Genomic DNA, 19,852 nt, shown 5'->3' with positions numbered 1-19,852 from the left:
CTATAAAAACCATTTACGTTATAATTTGCTTAAAATCCGAGAGATTATTTATGAATACAGTAGTAATTAATAATCACATTGAAATTACACCAGGGATATGTGGTGGCAAACCTCGCATTGCTGGACATCGAATTAAAGTCCAAAATATCGTCTTATGGTATGAACGAATGGGAATGTCACCAGATGAAATTGTTTATCACTATCCCAGTATTGGTTTAGCTGATGTTCATGCAGCATTAGCTTATTATTACGATCATATTGAAGAAATTAGAAAAGATATAGAAGACGATGAAGTATTTGCTAGAGAGACGAAAGCTAAAACGCCTTCTTTAGTGCAGCAAAAACTTCAAAAAAGTCATGGCTAGAGCAATTAAATTTCATTTGGATGAAAATGTCAGTAATGCGATCGCTAATGGACTGCGGAAAAGAGAGATTGATGTAACGACTACTTCCGAGCAAGGGCTTATTTCTGTATCTGATCAAGTTCAGTTAGAATTTTCTTTTTCTCAAAGAAGAGTCATTTTTACTCAGGATACAGATTTCTTGCGATTAGATCAATCCAATACAAATCATCTAGGGATTGTTTATTGTCCTCAACAGACTAATATCTATTGGACAAATTGTTCAGGGATTAGTATTAATTTGGGAGTTGCTAGAACCTGATGAAATGTTGGGACATATTGAATATTTATGAATAAAAATAAAAGGCGATCGCTCTTTTGAATTCAAAGTGGCTAGAGAGTTAACGGGTTCGATTTTGCAACTTATTAAATAGGTCTATTCTCCCGTCCATGATATATACGTAAAATAATCACATCATTCTCAAGAATAACGTAGTGAATTATAAAGCCATACTTACCAAAAGCAACTAAAAGCTTTCGCAATCCTGCTATTTCATCTACAATCGCACCGCGACTCGGATTTTGTTGTAGACTTCCACCAGAAGTAACAATTGCTTGTATTGCGCGGGCTGCTGCGTCAGCATTACTAAGTGCTATAAAATCATAATGACGATTTAAGTCAGTAATGGCAGTTTCTGTCCAAACTATCTCAGACATTATTATTATTGTTGAATTATTAAACTATTTGCCCATTTCTGGACTTGTTCATGTTTGACTCCTGAACCTGTACTAAGGTAGGCTTCTAAAGCGGATTTGCTTTGCTCAATCATGTCTTTTTCACTCAGAGACTGAAAATTTAATTCTGTATCTATTTGACCATAATCAAGTGATTCTGCTCCTGAATTTTGCTCTTCTTGAGCTAATTCTGTGGCTAAAAATTGAATGGCTTTGATTTTTTCTTGATGAGATAATTTTTGCAGTGAGGGTAAAATTTCTGTTAATTTCATAGCAATTAGGTGTAAGTAGAACTATTTATATTATACTGTAATTGCCCTTTATTTTCCATAGATGCAGAAAAGAGACCGCTCTTTTGAAGTCAAAGTGGCTAGAGAGCGATCGCTCCGTAGGAATCGCACTCACTCCATAATCTCAGATATAAAACTTAGCCATGCAGTTTAGCAATATTAAATCCTGATTGAGTAAAAAACAGATTACAGATATTTACGTTATAATTTTCTTAAATCAAAATTAGTTAAACAATTAAAAAGCAGCTAGAAAATATGAAAGCCTTAGAAGTTACTGGAAAAATACATGAAGGACAATTAACCTTAGATTATCCTTTACAAATTGATAATATTAATGCTGTCAAAGTAATTATTCTTTTACCAGAAGCAGATGATTATGAACTTGACGATACTCCCATTGAAGAAATAAAAGAGAGTCTAACTAGGGCTTTTGAGGAAGTAAAATCTGATAAAGCTAGACCTATTTCTGAATTATGGGAGAGAATTGAAAATGAACGATATAGATAATATATCAGTTAAATTTTCTCCTGAATTTGAAAAACAATTGTATAAGTTATCAAAACGATATCGAAAAATTCGTGATGATATTGAGCCTGTTATTTTACAGTTGCAGGAAGGAGAAACAATAGGCGATCGCCTGGTAGGGTTAGGAGATGAATATCAAGTTTATAAGGTTAGGGTGAAAAATAGCAATATTCAAAAAGGCAAAAGTGCGGGATACCGAGTTATTTATTATCTACAAACTGCCACAAATATTATTTTGTTAACAGTATATTCAAAATCTGATCAAGAGGATATTGGTATTGCAATTATTCAAGGAATTATAGAACAGGTTATGGAATAGAATAACTAATTTCCATAGATACAGAAAAGCGTTGGCGTTAGCCCACCGCAGGTATCGCTCTTTTGAAGTCAAAGTGGCTAGAGAGCGAAAAGTTTTAATATACAACATTTTCAGCCATTTTCTTGATCACGAATGATTTCCCATTGCTATAATGTAATAAGTAAAACAAACCATGCCCCAAAGTATACTGATTTATCGTTTTCCAGACAATGCAAGTAAAAAAAATTCCCATTTACGAATTTCTAGAAGGTAGAAATAAAAGTTTTGTGATTCCTGTGTATCAAAGAGATTATGCATGGAAAATCAGCAACTGTAAAAAGTTATGGGAAGATATTCTATATTTGCAACAATCTGGTAAACCAAGTCACTTCCTCGGCGCTTTAGTCAATATATACAATAATCAAGAGGAATGGATGGTTATCGATGGACAGCAAAGATTAACTACCATTTCCTTGCTCTTGTTAGCTTTAGGCAATTACTTGAAAGTAAAACCAGATAAAAAACCATCAGAAGCAGACTTACAAGAAGATATATTAGACTATTACTTAATCAACAAAAGATGCAAGCATAAATCACAGCGTATTCGGTTAAAACCGAACAAGAGAGATAAATCATATTTTGAAAGTTTATTTGAAACTTCAGATGTGCAGAAAAATGATTCAAACATCATTCAAAATTATTTATTTTTCTATGATAAAATATCTAATTCTGAGATTTTACCATCGGAAATATTTGAACTTTTCAAGAAATTAGAAATTGTCAATATTGAGCTTGAGAAAAATATTGATGACCCCCAATTAATTTTTGAAAGTTTAAATTCAACCGGAGTTGATTTGACAGATGGAGACTTAATCAGAAATTATATTTTGATGGATTTAGAGCAAGAGAAGCAGGAACATCTTTACAATGAATACTGGATAAAAATAGAACAGTTATCTGGAAATGTGGCGAATTTTATTCGTGCTTTCTTGATGTACACCTTACACAAAGATATTACACAAAGTAACAGGGCTATTTATAATGAATTTAAGCAATATTCTGAGGCTGAATTCTCACGAGATAGTTATAAAATACTGAAACATCTTCTCAAATATGCTGAAATTTATAGCTACTTTGTGAATAACTCTCAGCATCCTAATAAAGATATAAATCAAGCGCTTCATAGGTTATATCGCCTAGAGTTTACAGTATGTCACCCTTTTCTACTGGATGTATTTGACCTATTCACCCAGAATGTTTTAAATGTCTCTGATGTTCTTGACATCATTCAGCTAATAGAAGGTTATGCTTTCAGAAAAATTTTAGTTGATTATACAACACAAGGTTTAAATAAATTTTTCTTAACCTTATCTAAAGAAATAAAAAAAGAAAATAGTTGGAAAGAAAACTATTTTCAGATTATGGCTTTTATTATTAAAAACAAGTCAGCTAGGCAAAAAGTCCCAACTGACAATGAATTTAGAGAAACACTTATCTATAAAGAACTTTATAAACTAAAGGCGAAAAATAGAGACTTTTTATTAGAAAGCCTGGAAAATTATAACTCTCCTTATAAAATTGATGTTCAGGAATTGACGACTGAACATATTATGCCCCAGAAACTTAACCAGAAATGGAAAATTGCTTTAGGAAATAAGTTTGCAGAAATTCATGCAAAATATTTACATACTCTGGGTAATTTGAGTTTAACAGCAAAAAATAGTAACTTATCTAATAAAGATTTTCAGACAAAGCAAAAAATTGACTTTGAAAGTAGCAAGTTAAAATTAAGTTGTGAATTAAAAAATATTGAGGAATGGAATGAGGAAGCTATTGTCAAACGAGCTAGTTTACTAGCAGAAGAAGCAATTAAGATATGGAAATATCCAGAATCAAATTTTAGTAAACATATTGAAGAGGACAAATTTTGTGATTTTCATGAAGAAACAGATTTTCGCGGGACTAAGCCTAAAACTTTAATTGTGGGAGAGACTAAATATAAAATCAAAACCTGGAGAGATGTCTTGAGAACAATTTGTCAAATTTTGTTTAATCAATCTCCAACAGAATTCAAATTCATTATGACTAATTCTGAGTTAAGTCGATATTTTTCTGAGCAAAAAGATGATGCAAAATTAAGATGTCCCATAGAATTCAGTGATTCATATTTTGTGGAAAGTAATCAAAGTTCTAATAATATTGTTTCTTTTTGCTCTAAATTATGTCAAAAATTAGATTTTGATACTGAAAACATTTCTATAGAAATCTTATAAAATATAAGCAAGAATTACCAGCCTAGTAGGATTCCTATATATCAAAAAATGGGTGAATCCGAGAAAAGCCACACCCATTTTCAGGAAGCTATCTGACTGTATCAAGAAATGGAAGCACCCAAGCAAGTTGAGAAAGTAGAAAAAGCGAAAAACCAAAACTAAGCTACAGAAAAATCTGTAAATTGCCGATATTCAGGACGAATAAATCCTAAAATAATATCATCCTTTGCTACTCCTAATTCTAATAATTCCGTAGTTATCCCCCCTTCTGTACCATCCCATTCAATGTATACATTACCATCAATAATTCGCAGATGAAACACAACTGCATGAACTCTACCAGTTTTATCCCAACCTGTATCCATTAATAAATAATTGTCAGATTCTTGATCACAAATACATAAACCTTCTATTTGACCATGACTAGGTTTATATTGAGCGTGTTTTTTTACAATGCTAACTAGAATTTGTCTGTATCGTTCTAATTTATCCATTGTACAATTACCTCCTGAATTGGATCGAAAATAATGTAATTAATCTGTTGTTGGTCACTCAAAATATCTTGAATAGCTGGTTTTAGAAAAAAATCTTCATAAGCAGCTTCAGGAATTGCTAAATATAATTTACGTTCTGGATTAATCCTTTTTATTAAACTAACATAAATATTATATTGTCCTAATGTTTTTTCTAATTCTGTAATTAATGAAGGACTGTTAAAAACCTTTATTTCAATCACGATCTTTTGCTGCATCTTCTGGGCAGCAAATAACTTTTCTGCTCCCAAGTCCGCATATAAACGTAAGCCTTTATATTCTAGTATAAACGGGTCATCGGTAATTACCCATCCATCTTTGGTCAGAGCATTTTTAACTTGATTGTGAAATAAATCGTACTGTGGCATTCCTAAATCAAAAATATTACATATATTCATTAATGTTGTAACTTTTACAAACGGCATTCGCAATACTTGAATAGATAGAAGCACACCTAGATGCTATTTATGTGTAAATCGCTGATGGGATATAAAATAGAATCATTAAAGAGAAGGTGAATATGCGATTACTACACACAATGCTACGGGTAGGCAACCTGGACGAGTCTTTAAAATTTTACTGCGATGTCCTGGGGATGAAATTATTGCGGAGAAAAGACTATCCAGGTGGGGAATTTACCTTGGCTTTTATCGGCTATGGTGACGAAAGTGATAACAGCGTTATAGAACTAACTTATAACTGGGGAGTAGATAAATACGACTTGGGAAACGCTTACGGTCATATTGCCCTTGGTGTTGATGATATTTATACCACCTGTGCAGAAATTACAAAGCTGGGCGGTAAAGTTACACGGGAACCAGGGCCAATGAAACACGGTTCTACCGTCATTGCTTTTGTGGAAGACCCAGATGGGTATAAAGTTGAACTGATTCAACTGAAAAATCAAAGTTCAGCAGCCAACCAGGAATCAACAGAACAACTGGTCAACAAATAAAATATCTGACAAAATTACCATACCGGATCATTTCCTTGTGGAACAGGCATACTTCGACAAGCTCAGTACAAGTCTTGCCTGTTCTGGATAGTTCAGAAGCAAGAACTACATCCAATCTGGCAAAGTTCCCGCATAACGATATTTTAGTTCTAAATTAGATATATGAAGCATCCCGCATTGCCACCGCAGATACAAGCTGATACATATTGTTAATCTTTGGATATTGTTTTGGGGGGTGGATACTGGAAAAATGATCCTTATACGTCCTTCCCATCCTCATCCTGGCAACTTTCCTAGAAATCCTAAATCTAAAATCCTTAAAAATGCAGCCTACAGATCCCAATAAATTTACTGATACAGCCTGGGAAGCAATTGTCAAATCTCAGGATATAGTCCGCGCCTATCAACAACAGCAATTAGACGTTGAACATTTAATTATTGCCCTTTTACAAGAACCTACCAGTTTAGCCATCAGGATTTTTGCTCGTGCTGAAGTTGATCCTATCCGCTTGCAACAGCAATTAGAAGCGTTTACCCAGCGTCAGCCGAAGGTTGGTAAAAGTGATCAGCTTTATCTGGGGCGTAACTTAGATGTGTTACTAGACAAGGCTGACGAAGTTAAGGTGAGGATGCAGGATGCCTACATCTCAGTAGAACATATAATTTTGGCGTTCGCTGAAGATGAACGGATCGGACGGCGGGTAATGAAGGCTTTTAACGCGGATAGCGCCAAGTTAGAAGCGAATATCAAAAGTGTGCGCGGTAGCCAAAAAGTGACAGACCAAAACCCAGAATCTCGTTATGAAGCTTTGCAAAAATTTGGCAGAGATTTAACAGAACAAGCCAAAGCCGGGAAGTTAGACCCCGTAATTGGGCGGGATGATGAGATTCGCCGGGTAATTCAAGTCTTATCTCGTCGGAGTAAGAACAACCCTGTGCTGATTGGTGAACCTGGGGTGGGTAAAACTGCGATCGCCGAAGCCCTAGCACAGCGTATGGTAAATGGAGATGTGCCAGAATCTCTGAAAAATCGCCAGTTGATTTCCTTAGATATCGGGAGTTTAATTGCTGGGGCGAAATTGCGAGGCGAATTTGAAGAACGCCTGAAAGCAGTTCTCCGGGAAGTGACGGAATCTAACGGCCAAATTGTCCTCTTTATTGATGAACTGCACACCGTTGTCGGTACTGGTTCCAGCCAACAAGGGGCGATGGATGCGGGAAATTTACTCAAACCCATGCTGGCGCGGGGCGAATTGCGGTGTATTGGCGCAACCACACTGGATGAATACCGCAAACACATTGAAAAAGATGCGGCTTTAGAACGGCGTTTTCAGCAAGTATTTGTAGACCAGCCTAGTGTAGAAAATACCATTTCCATTCTTCGGGGATTAAAGGAACGCTACGAAGTTCACCATAATGTGAAAATTTCTGACTCAGCTTTAGTTGCTGCTGCTACATTGTCAGCCCGTTATATTGCTGACCGTTTTTTACCAGATAAAGCCATTGATTTGGTAGATGAAGCCGCCGCCCAGTTGAAAATGGAGATTACCTCTAAACCCGCAGAATTGGAAACCATTGACCGCCGCTTGATGCAGCTGGAGATGGAAAAGCTATCATTGGCTGGGGAAGAAAAGGAAACTGCACCAGCTAGGGAGCGTTTTGAGCGCATTGAGCAAGAAATTGCCACTTTGACGATTAAACAGCAGGAATTTAACGAACAATGGCAAGGTGAGAAACAGCTTTTAGAGGCTATCAGTACTTTAAAGAAAGAAGAAGATGGCTTGCGGGTGCAAATTGAGCAGGCAGAACGGGCTTATGATTTAAATACAGCTGCTCAGTTAAAGTATGGCAAATTGGAAGGCGTGCAGCGCGATCGCGAAGCTAAAGAAGCCCAACTGTTAGAAATTCAAAACCAAGGTTCTACTCTGCTGCGAGAACAAGTCACAGAGTCGGATATTGCCGAAATTGTCGCCAAATGGACAGGTATACCCGTTAATCGGCTTTTGGCATCAGAACGCCACAAATTACTGCAACTAGAAACTCATTTGCATCAAAGAGTTATAGGACAACATGAAGCCGTAGCCGCAGTATCCGCCGCTATTCGTCGCGCCCGTGCGGGAATGAAAGATCCCGGTCGTCCCATTGGTTCATTCTTGTTTATGGGACCCACAGGGGTAGGTAAAACCGAATTAGCCCGTGCATTAGCGCAGTTTCTCTTTGATTCTGATGATGCTTTGATCCGTTTGGATATGTCCGAGTATATGGAAAAACACTCGGTTTCTCGTTTAGTGGGTGCGCCTCCGGGATATGTGGGTTATGAAGAAGGGGGTCAACTTTCCCAAGCTGTGCGCCGTCACCCCTATTCGGTGGTGCTATTCGATGAGGTGGAAAAGGCACACCCAGATGTGTTTAATATTTTATTGCAGGTGTTGGATGATGGTAGAATTACTGACTCACAGGGCAGAGCCGTAGACTTCCGTAACACCGTCATAGTCATGACTAGCAACATCGGCAGCGAATATATATTAGACGTTTCTGGCGATGATACCAAGTACGATATGATGCAGACCAGGGTAACAGATTCCCTGCGATCGCACTTCCGCCCCGAATTTCTCAACCGGGTAGATGATATCATTATCTTCCATGCCCTCAGCCGTACCGAGATGCGCCACATCATCCGCATCCAACTGAAGCGGGTAGAAAAACTGCTGCGAGACCAAAAAATCTCCTTTGAAATCTCCGCCGCCGCCTGTGATTACTTAGTAGAATCTGGCTATGATCCAGTTTACGGCGCACGTCCGCTAAAACGGGCAATTCAGCGAGAAGTAGAAAACCCTCTGGCTACCAAGTTATTAGAAAATACATTTATCCCTGGAGACACGATTTTCATCGAAAAAGAAGACCAGGGTTTAACGTTCAGTAAAACCATGCCGGTGAAAGTCACCATCTCACCATCCACCGTCAAACTTTTAGAGTAAAAACGCTCGTAGTGGGGGCTTTAGCCCTCCCTATCAGAAACTTACTTAACGTCATCATATTTATTGGTATCGTCTTCAGGAAATTTCTTGATTTCCAGCAACACGTTCGCCAAAGTTTTTCATCTAGCCATTGATGACTTTATTTGGTATAATTTACTTTATCAGGATATAAATACTGAATAAATCAAATAATATCGGCAATTCCCACAGAATTTATTAAGGCATCATAGCCGTGTTGAATAATTTCATATTGGGTTTTCATCATTGCTATCCTCCGCTTGTATTACTTCTGCTAGCCATTGCAAGGGGATTTTTAATTTTTAGGTTAATTAATTGAGAATTCCTTGTGGCTTTTTTGAAGAATCTATCATCCGAATAGACTACAGACTAGGAAAAACCAATCATTAAATTTAATTAGATTAATAATTAACTTATGACGAGCCTTGATTTTACTGTAGCTATACCTACTTATAACGGAGAAAAGCGTTTATCTCAAGTCCTTGAACGATTGCGAATACAAACAGATATAGAACAAATCAACTGGGAAATTCTAATTGTTGATAATAATAGCACAGATAGTACAGCAAAGCTAATTGAACAATACCAACAAAACTGGCAACACCCATTTTCATTAAGGTATGTATTTGAAGCCCAACAAGGATTAGCTTTTGCTAGAAATAAAGCAATAGCAGAGGCAAAAGGTGAATTAGTAGGTTTTGTTGATGATGATAACTTACTTGCATCAAACTGGTTAATTTCAGCATATAAATTTGGACGAGAACATAAAAAAGCCGGTGCTTACGCCAGTCAAATTCATGGCTTATTTGAAGTGGAACCTCCAGAAGAAATAAAACCAATTCTTTTTTACCTTGCAATTAATGAAAGAGGCTCACAACCTCTAATGTATGAACCTCAAAAAAAGGGATTTCCCCCTGGTGCAGGTTTAGTAGTTCGTCGTCAAGCATGGCAAGATAATGTCCCCGAAAAACTTTTCTTTAGTGGCAGAATTGGTTCATCAATGCTAGGTAGTGAAGATGCGGAAGCTTTATGTTATATCCACAAAGCTGGTTGGGAAATTTGGTATAATCCGGGAATGCAAATGGAACATTTGATCTCAGCATCACGATTAGAAAGAAATTACTTAATTTCTCTGATGCAATCCATTGGTTTACCTCGTTATTATTTCCGAATGTTGCTATTACCAATTTGGCAAAGACCTTTGGCATTAGTTGCTTATTTTATTAATGATCTGCGTAAGTTTGTATTATATTATATTCGTTACCATAATTTGTTAACTAGTGATATTATTACCGCTTGCGAAATGGCACGACTGAAAGCAACTATTCTCAGTCCTTTTTATTTAGGAAATTTAAGAATTAAAAGATTTTTTCAAATGTTATAAATAAATTAATAATTAAAACTATGGCGTTAATTTCTGTGATTATACCCGTATACAATGGCGAAAAAACCATCAAAGAAACTATAGAATCTGTTTTAAAACAAACATATATTAACTTAGAAGTTATCGTTATTAATTCTGATTCAACTGATTCAACTCTAGAAATAATTTCTAATATACAAGACGAACGCATCAAAACATTTACCTACTCTCAAGCAAATGGATCGGTCAATCGTAATCGAGGTTTTTCTCATGCTTGTGGAGAATTTATCAGCTTTTTAGATGCAGATGATCTGTGGACAAATGATAAGTTAGAATTACAGATGAAGATGCTAAATAAATATCCACAAACTGCTGTAGCTTATAGCTGGACAGATTACATTGATTATGATAGCAAATTTTTAAAACCAGGTAAACGTGTCAAAATCATAGGAGATGCCTATACTGAGCTTTTACTAACTAACTTTTTAGAAAATGGTTCTAATCCTTTAATTCGTAGAAAGGCTTTAGAGACAATTGGTGGTTTTGATGAATCACTTGCAGCTGCCCAAGATTGGGATATGTGGTTACGTTTGGCGGCTAGTTATGAATTTGTAGTAGTGCCAAAAGCTCAAATACTATATCGTATGTCCGTCAATTCCATGTCAGTAAATGTATTGAGACAAGAAGCTGCATCATTAGAAGTAATAGAACGTGGTTTTTCTCACCATAAAGCTGAATCTGTACAGCATTTTAAAAAAGACAGCCTTTCTCTTCTCTACAAATATTTAACCTTTAAATCTCTGGAAGTACCTCCAGAAAAATTGTCTCGTTGGACATCTGCCCGATTTTTTTGGAATTTCATTAAATATGATACATCTGTACTAACCCAAAGGAGACTCGTGTTGATAGCAGTATTGAAAATTGCCTTCCCTAAGTTATGCTATTACCTCAGTCAGTTTTGGAAAGGCAAAAGTTATAGTCCCAATAAAATTTGATGTAGGGTAATCCGAATCATTTTTTGGGGCAAACAATCCTGAAAATGTAGGCAATTAGATGAGTTAAACCTATAAAATCTAACTGATAGGATATTTCCAGTTTTTCTTTGTAGCTGGAATTCAAGATGGAGCTTGTGAATTCATCATTATTGCAGCAACTTATAACAAAAATCACGAATCATGTTAGAACAAGGCACTATCAGTATTCATACTGAGAATATTTTCCCGATCATCAAGAAGTCTCTGTACTCAGACCATCAAATATTCCTCCGGGAACTGGTATCTAACGCTGTAGATGCCATCCAAAAGCTGAATATGGTATCCCGCGCCGGAGAATTTGCGGGAGACATCGGTGAACCAGAAATCCAACTGGCTATCGACAAAGATAAAAAAACCCTTTCCATTAGCGATAACGGCATTGGGATGACAGCAGAGGAAGTGAAGAAATATATCAATCAGGTAGCTTTCTCTAGTGCTGAAGAATTTATTCACAAGTATGAAGGCAAATCAGACCAACCGATTATCGGTCACTTTGGTTTGGGTTTCTACTCCTCCTTCATGGTGGCGCAAAACGTAGAAATTGATACTCTCTCATACAAAGAAGGGGCGCAAGCTGTTCACTGGACTTGTGATGGTTCTCCTGCGTTCACCTTAGAAGAATCACCCCGCACAACTCGCGGTACTACTATTACTCTGACTCTCCAAGGAGAAGAAGAGGAATTTTTAGAAGATGCACGAATTAAGAATCTTGTCAAGACTTATTGCGACTTCATGCCAGTGCCAATTAAATTGGACGGTGAAGTATTAAATAGGCAAAAAGCACCCTGGCGGGAGTCTGCTAATAATCTGAGTGAAGAAGATTATTTAGAGTTTTACCGCTATTTGTACCCATTTCAGGAAGAACCATTGTTATGGGTACATTTAAATACTGATTACCCCTTTATCATCAACGGGATTTTGTATTTTCCCAAAATGCGCCCCGATGTGGATGTGACTAAAGGGCAAATTAAACTATTTTGCAATCAAGTTTTTGTCAGCGACAACTGTGAAGAGATTGTCCCACAATTCCTCATGCCGATGCGGGGTGTAATTGATAGCACTGATATTCCCTTGAACGTGTCTCGCAGTGCATTGCAAGGCGATCGCACTGTGCGGAAAATCGGCGATTATATAGCTAAGAAAGTAGGCGATCGCCTTAAAGAACTATACCGCGACAACCGGGAACAATATATCAGTGCTTGGAAAGACCTCAGCACATTTGTGAAATTTGGTGTACTCAACGATGAGAAATTCAAAAAACAAATCCAAGATATTATCGTCTTCCGCACCACAGCCAATCTAGGTCAAAAAGCCGAAACCCCAGCCGTAGAGGTACAGTCATCAGAAAGCGATGTCTGGCAAGATGTCGCCTCAAACTCATCGAGTCTTCCATACACAACCCTGAAAGAATACTTAGAACGCAACAAAGAACGCAACGAAAATCGAGTATTCTACAGCACCGATGAAGCCACCCAAGCCACCTACATAGGACTACACAAAAACCAAGGCTTGGAAGTCCTGTTTATGGACTCCTTCATCGATACCCACTTTATCAACTTCCTCGAACGGGAATACCCCGATGTCAAATTTACGCGCGTAGATTCAGACCTAGATAACACCCTCCTAGAACAAGACAAAACCGGGGAAATAGTTGACCCCACAACCAACAAAACCAAAAGTGAGGTAATCAAAGAATTATTTGAGAAATCTCTCAACAAACCCAAACTCAACATCCGTACCGAAGCCTTGAAATCAGACGATCCCCAAGGTACACCACCAGCGATGGTACTATTACCAGAAATTATGCGTCGCCTGCGGGAAATGAACGCCATGATGCAGCAGCAGAATGCCGACTTCCCCGAAGAACACATATTATTGGTAAATACGGCTCATCCCCTGATTCAAAACCTAGCCAACCTCAACCAAGGTAGTATTATTCAGGAAGACGGACAGACATCTACAAATCCATTGGTGAACATGATTTGTCAACACGTTTATGATTTAGCCCTGATGTCTCAAAAAGGATTTGACGCTGAAGGCATGAAATCCTTCGTCGAACGCTCCAATAATGTGCTGACTAAGCTGACAGAACAAGCCAGCAAGTAAAAATAGCCAAATCTGCTTTTGACCTCACTCAGCCTTTGACTTGCGCGAAATTCCCCCCTCTCCTTACCAAGGAGAGGGGTTGGGGGTGAGGTTCTGTATTTTATTATTGAAAATTAAATATCCGTTATTTGGAACCCCTGGATGCGGACTAAAATGGAAAGGTTGTATTGAAATAAAAAATTGGAGATAGTTATTATGTCTCGTCGCTGCGAACTAACTGGTAAAAAAGCAAATAACGCCTTCGCCGTTTCTCACTCTCACCGTCGTACCAAACGCCTTCAACACGCCAACCTGCAAAACAAGCGTGTTTGGTGGGCTGCTGGAAATCGCTGGGTCAGAATGAAACTTTCCACCAAAGCCATCAAATCTCTAGAAACCAAAGGGTTAGAAGCAATGGCTAAAGAAGCTGGAATTAATCTGAATCATTACTAAGCTTTTAACTTGTCGTGGACTGACACAGCTAAAACAGTGCATTAGACGTAGGTTGGGTTAAGCGCAGCACAACCCAACGCTGCCAATGGTGTTGGGTTTGGTTACGTCAACCCAACCTACAATCTAAGATTTAAAACAAGGTATCGACTACCAGATTTATTTTTTCAGTATTTACCATACATACCTCCCCATGAGGGGGGGTTTTTTAATTGCTTCATATTAATTTATCTTTACTTGATATATTTTTTTATCCAAGTGGGTAGTATAAGATTACTCCCCTAACCATATCTGTATACTTGACTTCTGTTGCAAAACCTTTTTACCGGATGTGAGTGAAATTACATAATTCTGAAGTTAATAACTCATGAATTAAATATCTGAGTAAAATCAGTATTTTCCTTCAAATGTCAAAAATTTATCAATGCTATAACTTAAAAAAGCCTTTATAAAACCTTGATGATCCATTAATTGAGGAGTTAGTCAAATATACCAACAAATTCTCCATGAAACTTCCCAAAATGCCTGCAAATTCATTATTTAGGCATAATTTACCACTAAAAAACAAATTAACCGTAAACATCGCTTGACAGGAAAGCAGCCATGTCTAGAAAACGCCGTCTAGTCAAGATAATAAATATAAATTTCCACCGAATTAGCAGTAATTTTATCTCTGCAATTAAAAAGAAACTTGTTTGGCTACTGCGAACTTTGTTTGTCACCAAAAGACGACCAAGTTCTGCAAATGCTGGTTTTGTGTTGCCTACAGTGGCAATGGTATCAATAGTGGTTGTTCTCATGACCACTGCAATTATGTATCGGTCATTTGACCGCGCTCAAAATGCCAGTAATGTTCGTGTGAATGAAGCGGCTTTGAGTGCTGCAACTCCCGCAATTGATAGAGGTCGGGCAAAATTAAATAAGCTCTTTCAAGACAGACGCTTACCACGGGCTACACCAACTGATCAAGCCTTATACGATGTTTTGACAGGAGTAAGTACTTTACCCGAATATACTTTTGGTGACGAAATACCACTAAAACTGACATATACAAATAATGATGGTGTCGCAGATGAATTAGAAACCGCCTGGAGATTTCCTGTTGATACCGATAATAACGGCAAATTTGATAGTTTCACCCTGTATGGGGTTTATTTTAAAACTCCTCCAGTCAGTAGTGGTAATAAATATAGCCGTGCCAGAACTCCTTTAGAAGCCAGAACCCCACCAATGGTACAGGGTACTGTGGATTCTGATTGTGGTGCTAACACCAGTGCTGTTTTAGTAGGTAATACGGGTTGGGTTAAGCAAAACAATGAGTTAAAGAAATCGTTTTTTGTTTATACAGCCACAGTTCCCATTACATCTGACCCAACTACAGATAATACTATTCCTGCTGCTGATAGAGGTAACTACGAGCCGTACAAAGGTAATAAAAGTTTTGCGGCGGTAGAGTATCAACAAGACCGATTACAAATACCACCAAATAACTACGCCGTTGTTTATGAAGATGATATAGCACTGACTCCTGGTCCCCCTTTTAATTTAAATGGGGCAATTTTTACTAATAGCAACTTCCTGACTTCTAACGAAAATGGTGGTCCCATAAGATTGCATCAAGTTAGTAGTAAGGATTCTTGTTTTTACGAAGCTAAAAATGCCAAAATCACAGTTGGTGGTAATTTAGCAGTTGGTGGATTTACGTCTGCAAGCCATTCAAATGGGAAACCTAGAATTGATTTATTCAATGGTAAGACTGGTAACGTTGGTAATAAAACCTGGGAACCGTCAGTTACTAATAGTCCCAGAGACACAGCTTATAATAATCTAGCCTATGAAAATCGAATTCAAAGGTTAGTAGCTGCTCAAACTGACCCTGCTGTAGATCCAAATAGTGATCCATCTGAAGTTAAAGACGGTATTGAGAAGAGAGAAATAGATTTAAACATCACTTTTACACCAACAGAACGTGAGAACGCTCGTCGGCAACAACTGACAATTTATTTTAAGCGGCGCACTCGTCGTGTACCTTACACCGAAGTGACCTTTACTAATGCTATTAATGGGAATGACCCATCTCCTAGCCCACTTATTGAAGGTACTGGTGACACATTACGTCCTAATAATAGGTGGATTTATCCCACTGGTACAAATGGCAAAGATGGTGCTAATTTCACTGGACTAACACTCAAGATAGCTAGTGCGTCTCTAGAACCAAAGGCTTCAGACCCGAAAGAAGTAAAAGAACAAGGTGGGAAAGAAGCAGAATTAGGTGACAGAGTTCTAGTAGGTAACAACTTACCTGAACTTTGGTGGGATAACGATAACGGGCGATTTGTTGGGTCAGGTGTTGAAGATACTCAAGACATTGATGGCGTTACATGGGACTTACCAGCTGATGCTGAAACCCGCACCCGACGTTCTTTTGTACAAACATTGGCTGATGTTGGTTCTACAGAAAGAGATGGACAATGGGAATTGGATGCAGCTAAAGTCCCAGCCGACCCCACAGAACCTGTTGGTGGCTTGCGAGTAGTTACTGGTGCAGGGATTTATTTAAATACGGGCGGCACTCCTAGTAGTTTCGTTGACACTATCAAACTCATTTGGCCGGATACAAGGCCAATGCCTCAAGCAGGGCTACCACCAGAACTTAAAAATTCAGATGGTACTCCAAAAGTAGATGTAAACGGGAACCCGATTAAGACTATTCGACCATATTGGATGTATTCAGGTATGGTTACAGATCCTAACAAAGACCCCTCATTAATCACATATAAATGGCGTGAAATTGAAGATAACCCCAGCACAGTCCCAGATGAAGCTAACACTCCATATCTGCAAATGCGGGCTACGGCAGTTTATCACTACAAATCTGCTGGATACAATGCCAGAAATCCCAGACCTATAGCTTGTGTAAGTAGTTTTTATGTTCCGACTAATAAATATACGGCTAAAAACCGGCCGGGACTACCTTGGAAAACTGATCCAATAGATCCAGTTAATCCAGAGCCAAATGGTCTATCCAACAACGGTATAGTCTATGCTTCCCCTACAAAAACAGTCAGCGATTATTCGGCAATACTGACTTACCAATCTGAATTAAGATATCCTGACAGTAGACGTTTCATAGATGATGGACTGCTAAAACGAGCATTAGCCAAAACAGCAGCAAATCGTACCTTATCAGAGCAATCTGCTATTGATGCTCAAGTTTGCGCCCTGCAAATTTTAGATAGTAGTATTACCCCCACAAATGCTGTTATCCCTCACGGCGCAATCAGAGAAATAACCTACTTAGATCCCAGAGAAGTTAAGCAAAACAGTATTTCTGGAACTTCTCAAACCTATGATATGCCCATTAGGGATAGACAGCCCTTAGAAATTCGAGCTACAGTCTTAGACTTAGACCAACTCCGCACAACACCCATCGCTGACCAATATTTATTACCCAATAGCGGTCTTATCTATGCAACTCGTGATGATGCTTTGCCAGATGATAGTGCAAATACCATAAACAAAAGTGCTGTAAACGAGTACCCACTTGAGTCTAACCGTAGTCCTGTAGACTATAGACTTGACGCTACTCGTCGTCCTAACGCCATTATGCTAGAAAAAGGTGAGAAACTTGGACGCACAGACACTTACCGAGATGTAGAGAAAGGATTCATTCTAGCTACCAATTTGCCTACATATATTAAAGGCGACTTTAATGTACATACCAAAGAAGAATTCACGCAAACACTAACAGATACTTGGAGTAATTTCTACACTCGCAGCACACTCGATCCCAACTTTGCCTGTCGTAAAAACGACCCCAGATTACCCAATTGTAATACTGGTGATGACTGGCGACCTGCTACTGTGTTAGCCGATGCTGTCACCCTCATTTCTGATAATTTTCAAGAGGGATTCCGTGATCAGGGCGATTACGATTGGAGTGATCAAGCATTCATTCCGTCAGACCCAATAATACAGAACAATTTTTCACGATTAAATAGCTTTGTAACACAAGCTAAATGGCCTGATAACACGGGTAAACCTAGTTACTTTAGCTCTTACCTCAATAACTTTGTTACACCTATTGCTTTAAGGACAATACCCGGTGCATATTTAACAGAAGCTTGTGTGATACCTGTGGGAGAAACTGAAGCCTATTGCAACACACCTGGTAACTGGAGAATTCAAGTAGCAAACTCTTGTAATGACGTAGGAAACAGGAATAACCTTCCTTACTTGCATGGAAATATTATCGATGAACTTGCAAATATAAGCCCTACAGTCAGCAATAAAATAAAAACTGGGTTCTTATTCCAAGAAACCGAGGAATTGAGGCAGAAAGATAGAGCGACTGGAAATGGTAACTGTTTCGCTGGAAACAATGTTGTTCGGAGACTGGCTTTTGTACGTGATAAAGATACCAATAAATTAGTTACACCTCTTCAGGTATTCGCTGTTGATGAGGGTGATAGAGTCAGAAGATTTAATTTCGGGTCAGACAGATCACTTGGGAACGACACTCAGTTGATGCGACCACCGAACGGTATTTCATCGATGCCTTGGTTAAAGTCAACTATAACTAGTGGCAATGTTACAGCGCTTACACCTGTATTACAACTCAGACAACCCTTTGCTACGCCTTCTGATCCAGATAACACTACTACTGTCTCATCAAACCGCGACAGAAACTGGTTACAACCTGCCAAGGACACTACTTTTAACTTAATTGTTGCCGCAGGAGATAGCCCAGCCCGTTCCAACGGCAATGCTTCTGAAGATAACGGTGGTCTGCATAACTTTGTTCGGTTTATGCAACACTGGCATCCCAGTGATCCACGATTTAAAGCTAGGATTAGCGGGGCTTTCATGCAGGTTAAAAAGAGTGCCTATGCTACAGGTCCATTTACTACAGCTTTCACCGATGGGGCTAATAATCAACTCAGATATGCGATAGAAATTAATAATGGTAGAGGTACTGGTTATCTACCTCCGGTCAGACAGTGGGGTTATGATGTAGCACTGCTATCTCAAGCGCCTGACTTATTTGCCCAAAAGCTGGTACTCACACCAAATGATTTACCAGATGAATACTTCCGCGAAGTTGGTCGAGATGACAGATGGGTAGCAACGTTACTGTGTGCTAAAACAGCGACTGGTGATAATGCCCTCCCAGATAACCAACGGCAATGCAATTAGGAAACTGAGAAACTGGTGATAAGTCATGATTAAACGCAAACCACAGCCAAAAACTTTATCTTCCAGTGATTCTGGTTTTACGATTATTGAGTCACTCATAGGCATAGTTGTAGTTGCCATTTTAATGGCAGCTATATCTCCCGTCCTTGTGATGTCAACAGCTATCCGTGTCCAATCTCGACGGGTAGAAAAAGCAACCCAAGCTGCAAATACCTTCATTGATGGTGTCAGAACCGGCTCAATTCCCCCACCTACAGCCAACCAAATTCCACTAGACCCAGCAACCGCAGAAGATCCTAGAGACCTGGCACAAAATTTAATTAGTTCTGTAAACATGGAAGCACCTAGCACTGCAACAGATCCAGATTTATATCTTTTTACAAAGGATGGCAATATTTGCCACCTGAATCCTGAAAGTGAAGAAATTGATCAGCCAGATTGTACCTCAGAAAGCCCATTTGATGAGTTTTACATTCAAGCACGTCAAATTATAGTCAGGGAAAGTCAAGCCAGTGACGGTTATCGTCTAGCAGTGCGGGTTTATCGAGGAGATGTTGATTTTGATAAACCTCTCCTAGCTAATATTCAAGAAGACGTTGCAGGCAATACAAGCACAAAAACGGCATCAGTTGTGACTGAAGGACTGGGTAACAAGCAAGCGCCAGCAGTCGAAAGAACGGCTGATATTGCCAGTATTGGTACTTCATTTGAGGCTTTATGTCAGCGTTTTGGTATAGCACCTGACAACGATGGAAATGGGCAAAGCTGTAATTAGCTA

17 protein-coding genes are annotated in these 19,852 nt (G+C 38.5%); 13 read left to right on the top strand and 4 right to left on the bottom strand.

Annotated features, from left to right (window positions below; all coding sequences use genetic code 11):
• The first annotated feature begins 50 nt into the window (after window positions 1-50).
• Entirely contained in the window at window positions 51-365 is a 315-nt protein-coding gene (locus tag ACM0OW_RS08680; RefSeq protein WP_414549634.1) for a DUF433 domain-containing protein, read from the top strand.
• Window positions 358-663, top strand: coding sequence for a DUF5615 family PIN-like protein (locus ACM0OW_RS08675; RefSeq protein WP_414549633.1), 306 nt, complete (start codon window positions 358-360; stop codon window positions 661-663). Before ACM0OW_RS08680 ends, ACM0OW_RS08675 begins: the two co-directional genes overlap by 8 nt.
• Before the next feature lie 104 nt (window positions 664-767).
• Here ACM0OW_RS08675 and ACM0OW_RS08670 read toward each other — a convergent pair whose 3' ends face one another.
• Window positions 768-1,058, bottom strand: coding sequence for a type II toxin-antitoxin system RelE/ParE family toxin (locus ACM0OW_RS08670; RefSeq protein ID WP_414549632.1), 291 nt, complete (start codon window positions 1,056-1,058; stop codon window positions 768-770).
• 5 nt (window positions 1,059-1,063) lie between these two features.
• Window positions 1,064-1,348 carry a hypothetical protein gene (locus tag ACM0OW_RS08665; protein WP_414549631.1) on the bottom strand — a complete coding sequence of 95 codons (285 nt, stop codon included), beginning with the start codon at window positions 1,346-1,348 and terminating at the stop codon, window positions 1,064-1,066.
• A gap of 273 nt (window positions 1,349-1,621) precedes the next feature.
• On the opposite strand from ACM0OW_RS08665, the gene ACM0OW_RS08660 reads away from it, so the two are divergent.
• From ACM0OW_RS08660 to ACM0OW_RS08650, 3 genes are all read left to right on the top strand, one after another.
• Window positions 1,622-1,873 carry a hypothetical protein gene (locus ACM0OW_RS08660; RefSeq protein ID WP_414549630.1) on the top strand — a complete coding sequence of 84 codons (252 nt, stop codon included), beginning with the start codon at window positions 1,622-1,624 and terminating at the stop codon, window positions 1,871-1,873.
• Window positions 1,857-2,210, top strand: coding sequence for a type II toxin-antitoxin system RelE family toxin (locus tag ACM0OW_RS08655; RefSeq protein ID WP_414549629.1), 354 nt, complete (start codon window positions 1,857-1,859; stop codon window positions 2,208-2,210). Before ACM0OW_RS08660 ends, ACM0OW_RS08655 begins: the two co-directional genes overlap by 17 nt.
• A 209-nt stretch (window positions 2,211-2,419) precedes the next feature.
• Window positions 2,420-4,462, top strand: a complete 2,043-nt coding sequence (locus tag ACM0OW_RS08650) for a DUF262 domain-containing protein (protein WP_414549628.1) — start codon at window positions 2,420-2,422, stop codon at window positions 4,460-4,462.
• A 158-nt stretch (window positions 4,463-4,620) separates the two neighbouring features.
• Here ACM0OW_RS08650 and ACM0OW_RS08645 read toward each other — a convergent pair whose 3' ends face one another.
• Entirely contained in the window at window positions 4,621-4,956 is a 336-nt protein-coding gene (locus ACM0OW_RS08645; RefSeq protein WP_414549627.1) for a XisI protein, read from the bottom strand.
• On the bottom strand, window positions 4,944-5,447 hold the full coding sequence (locus ACM0OW_RS08640; RefSeq protein ID WP_414549626.1) for an element excision factor XisH family protein: 504 nt from the start codon (window positions 5,445-5,447) through the stop codon (window positions 4,944-4,946). Before ACM0OW_RS08640 ends, ACM0OW_RS08645 begins: the two co-directional genes overlap by 13 nt.
• A 68-nt stretch (window positions 5,448-5,515) precedes the next feature.
• Between ACM0OW_RS08640 and gloA the strand changes: the two genes are divergently transcribed.
• From gloA to hpsB, 8 genes are all read left to right on the top strand, one after another.
• Entirely contained in the window at window positions 5,516-5,950 is a 435-nt protein-coding gene (gene gloA / locus ACM0OW_RS08635; protein ID WP_414549625.1) for a lactoylglutathione lyase, read from the top strand.
• Between the two features lie 323 nt (window positions 5,951-6,273).
• Window positions 6,274-8,928: an ATP-dependent chaperone ClpB gene (clpB, locus tag ACM0OW_RS08630; protein ID WP_414549624.1), complete on the top strand. Its 2,655-nt coding sequence runs from the start codon at window positions 6,274-6,276 to the stop codon at window positions 8,926-8,928.
• 433 nt (window positions 8,929-9,361) lie between these two features.
• Window positions 9,362-10,330 (top strand): hormogonium polysaccharide biosynthesis glycosyltransferase HpsE, encoded by a 969-nt coding sequence (gene hpsE / locus ACM0OW_RS08625; protein WP_414549623.1) that lies wholly within the window; start codon window positions 9,362-9,364, stop codon window positions 10,328-10,330.
• A gap of 20 nt (window positions 10,331-10,350) precedes the next feature.
• Window positions 10,351-11,304 carry a glycosyltransferase gene (locus tag ACM0OW_RS08620; protein WP_414549622.1) on the top strand — a complete coding sequence of 318 codons (954 nt, stop codon included), beginning with the start codon at window positions 10,351-10,353 and terminating at the stop codon, window positions 11,302-11,304.
• 180 nt (window positions 11,305-11,484) lie between these two features.
• Window positions 11,485-13,449: a molecular chaperone HtpG gene (htpG, locus tag ACM0OW_RS08615; RefSeq protein ID WP_414549621.1), complete on the top strand. Its 1,965-nt coding sequence runs from the start codon at window positions 11,485-11,487 to the stop codon at window positions 13,447-13,449.
• Window positions 13,450-13,644: 195 nt separating this feature from the next.
• Window positions 13,645-13,881, top strand: coding sequence for a 50S ribosomal protein L28 (rpmB, locus tag ACM0OW_RS08610; protein WP_414549620.1), 237 nt, complete (start codon window positions 13,645-13,647; stop codon window positions 13,879-13,881).
• A gap of 600 nt (window positions 13,882-14,481) precedes the next feature.
• Complete coding sequence (hpsA, locus tag ACM0OW_RS08605; protein ID WP_414549619.1) at window positions 14,482-19,074, top strand: hormogonium polysaccharide biosynthesis protein HpsA; 4,593 nt, start codon at window positions 14,482-14,484, stop codon at window positions 19,072-19,074.
• Between the two features lie 25 nt (window positions 19,075-19,099).
• Window positions 19,100-19,849 (top strand): hormogonium polysaccharide secretion pseudopilin HpsB, encoded by a 750-nt coding sequence (hpsB, locus tag ACM0OW_RS08600; protein ID WP_414549618.1) that lies wholly within the window; start codon window positions 19,100-19,102, stop codon window positions 19,847-19,849.
• The last annotated feature ends 3 nt before the right edge of the window (window positions 19,850-19,852 follow it).

The sequence above is a fragment of the Anabaena sp. CCY 0017 genome (assembly GCF_963920885.1).
Lineage (GTDB): Bacteria > Cyanobacteriota > Cyanobacteriia > Cyanobacteriales > Nostocaceae > Nodularia.
This window is presented reverse-complemented; position numbering and strand designations above follow the sequence as displayed.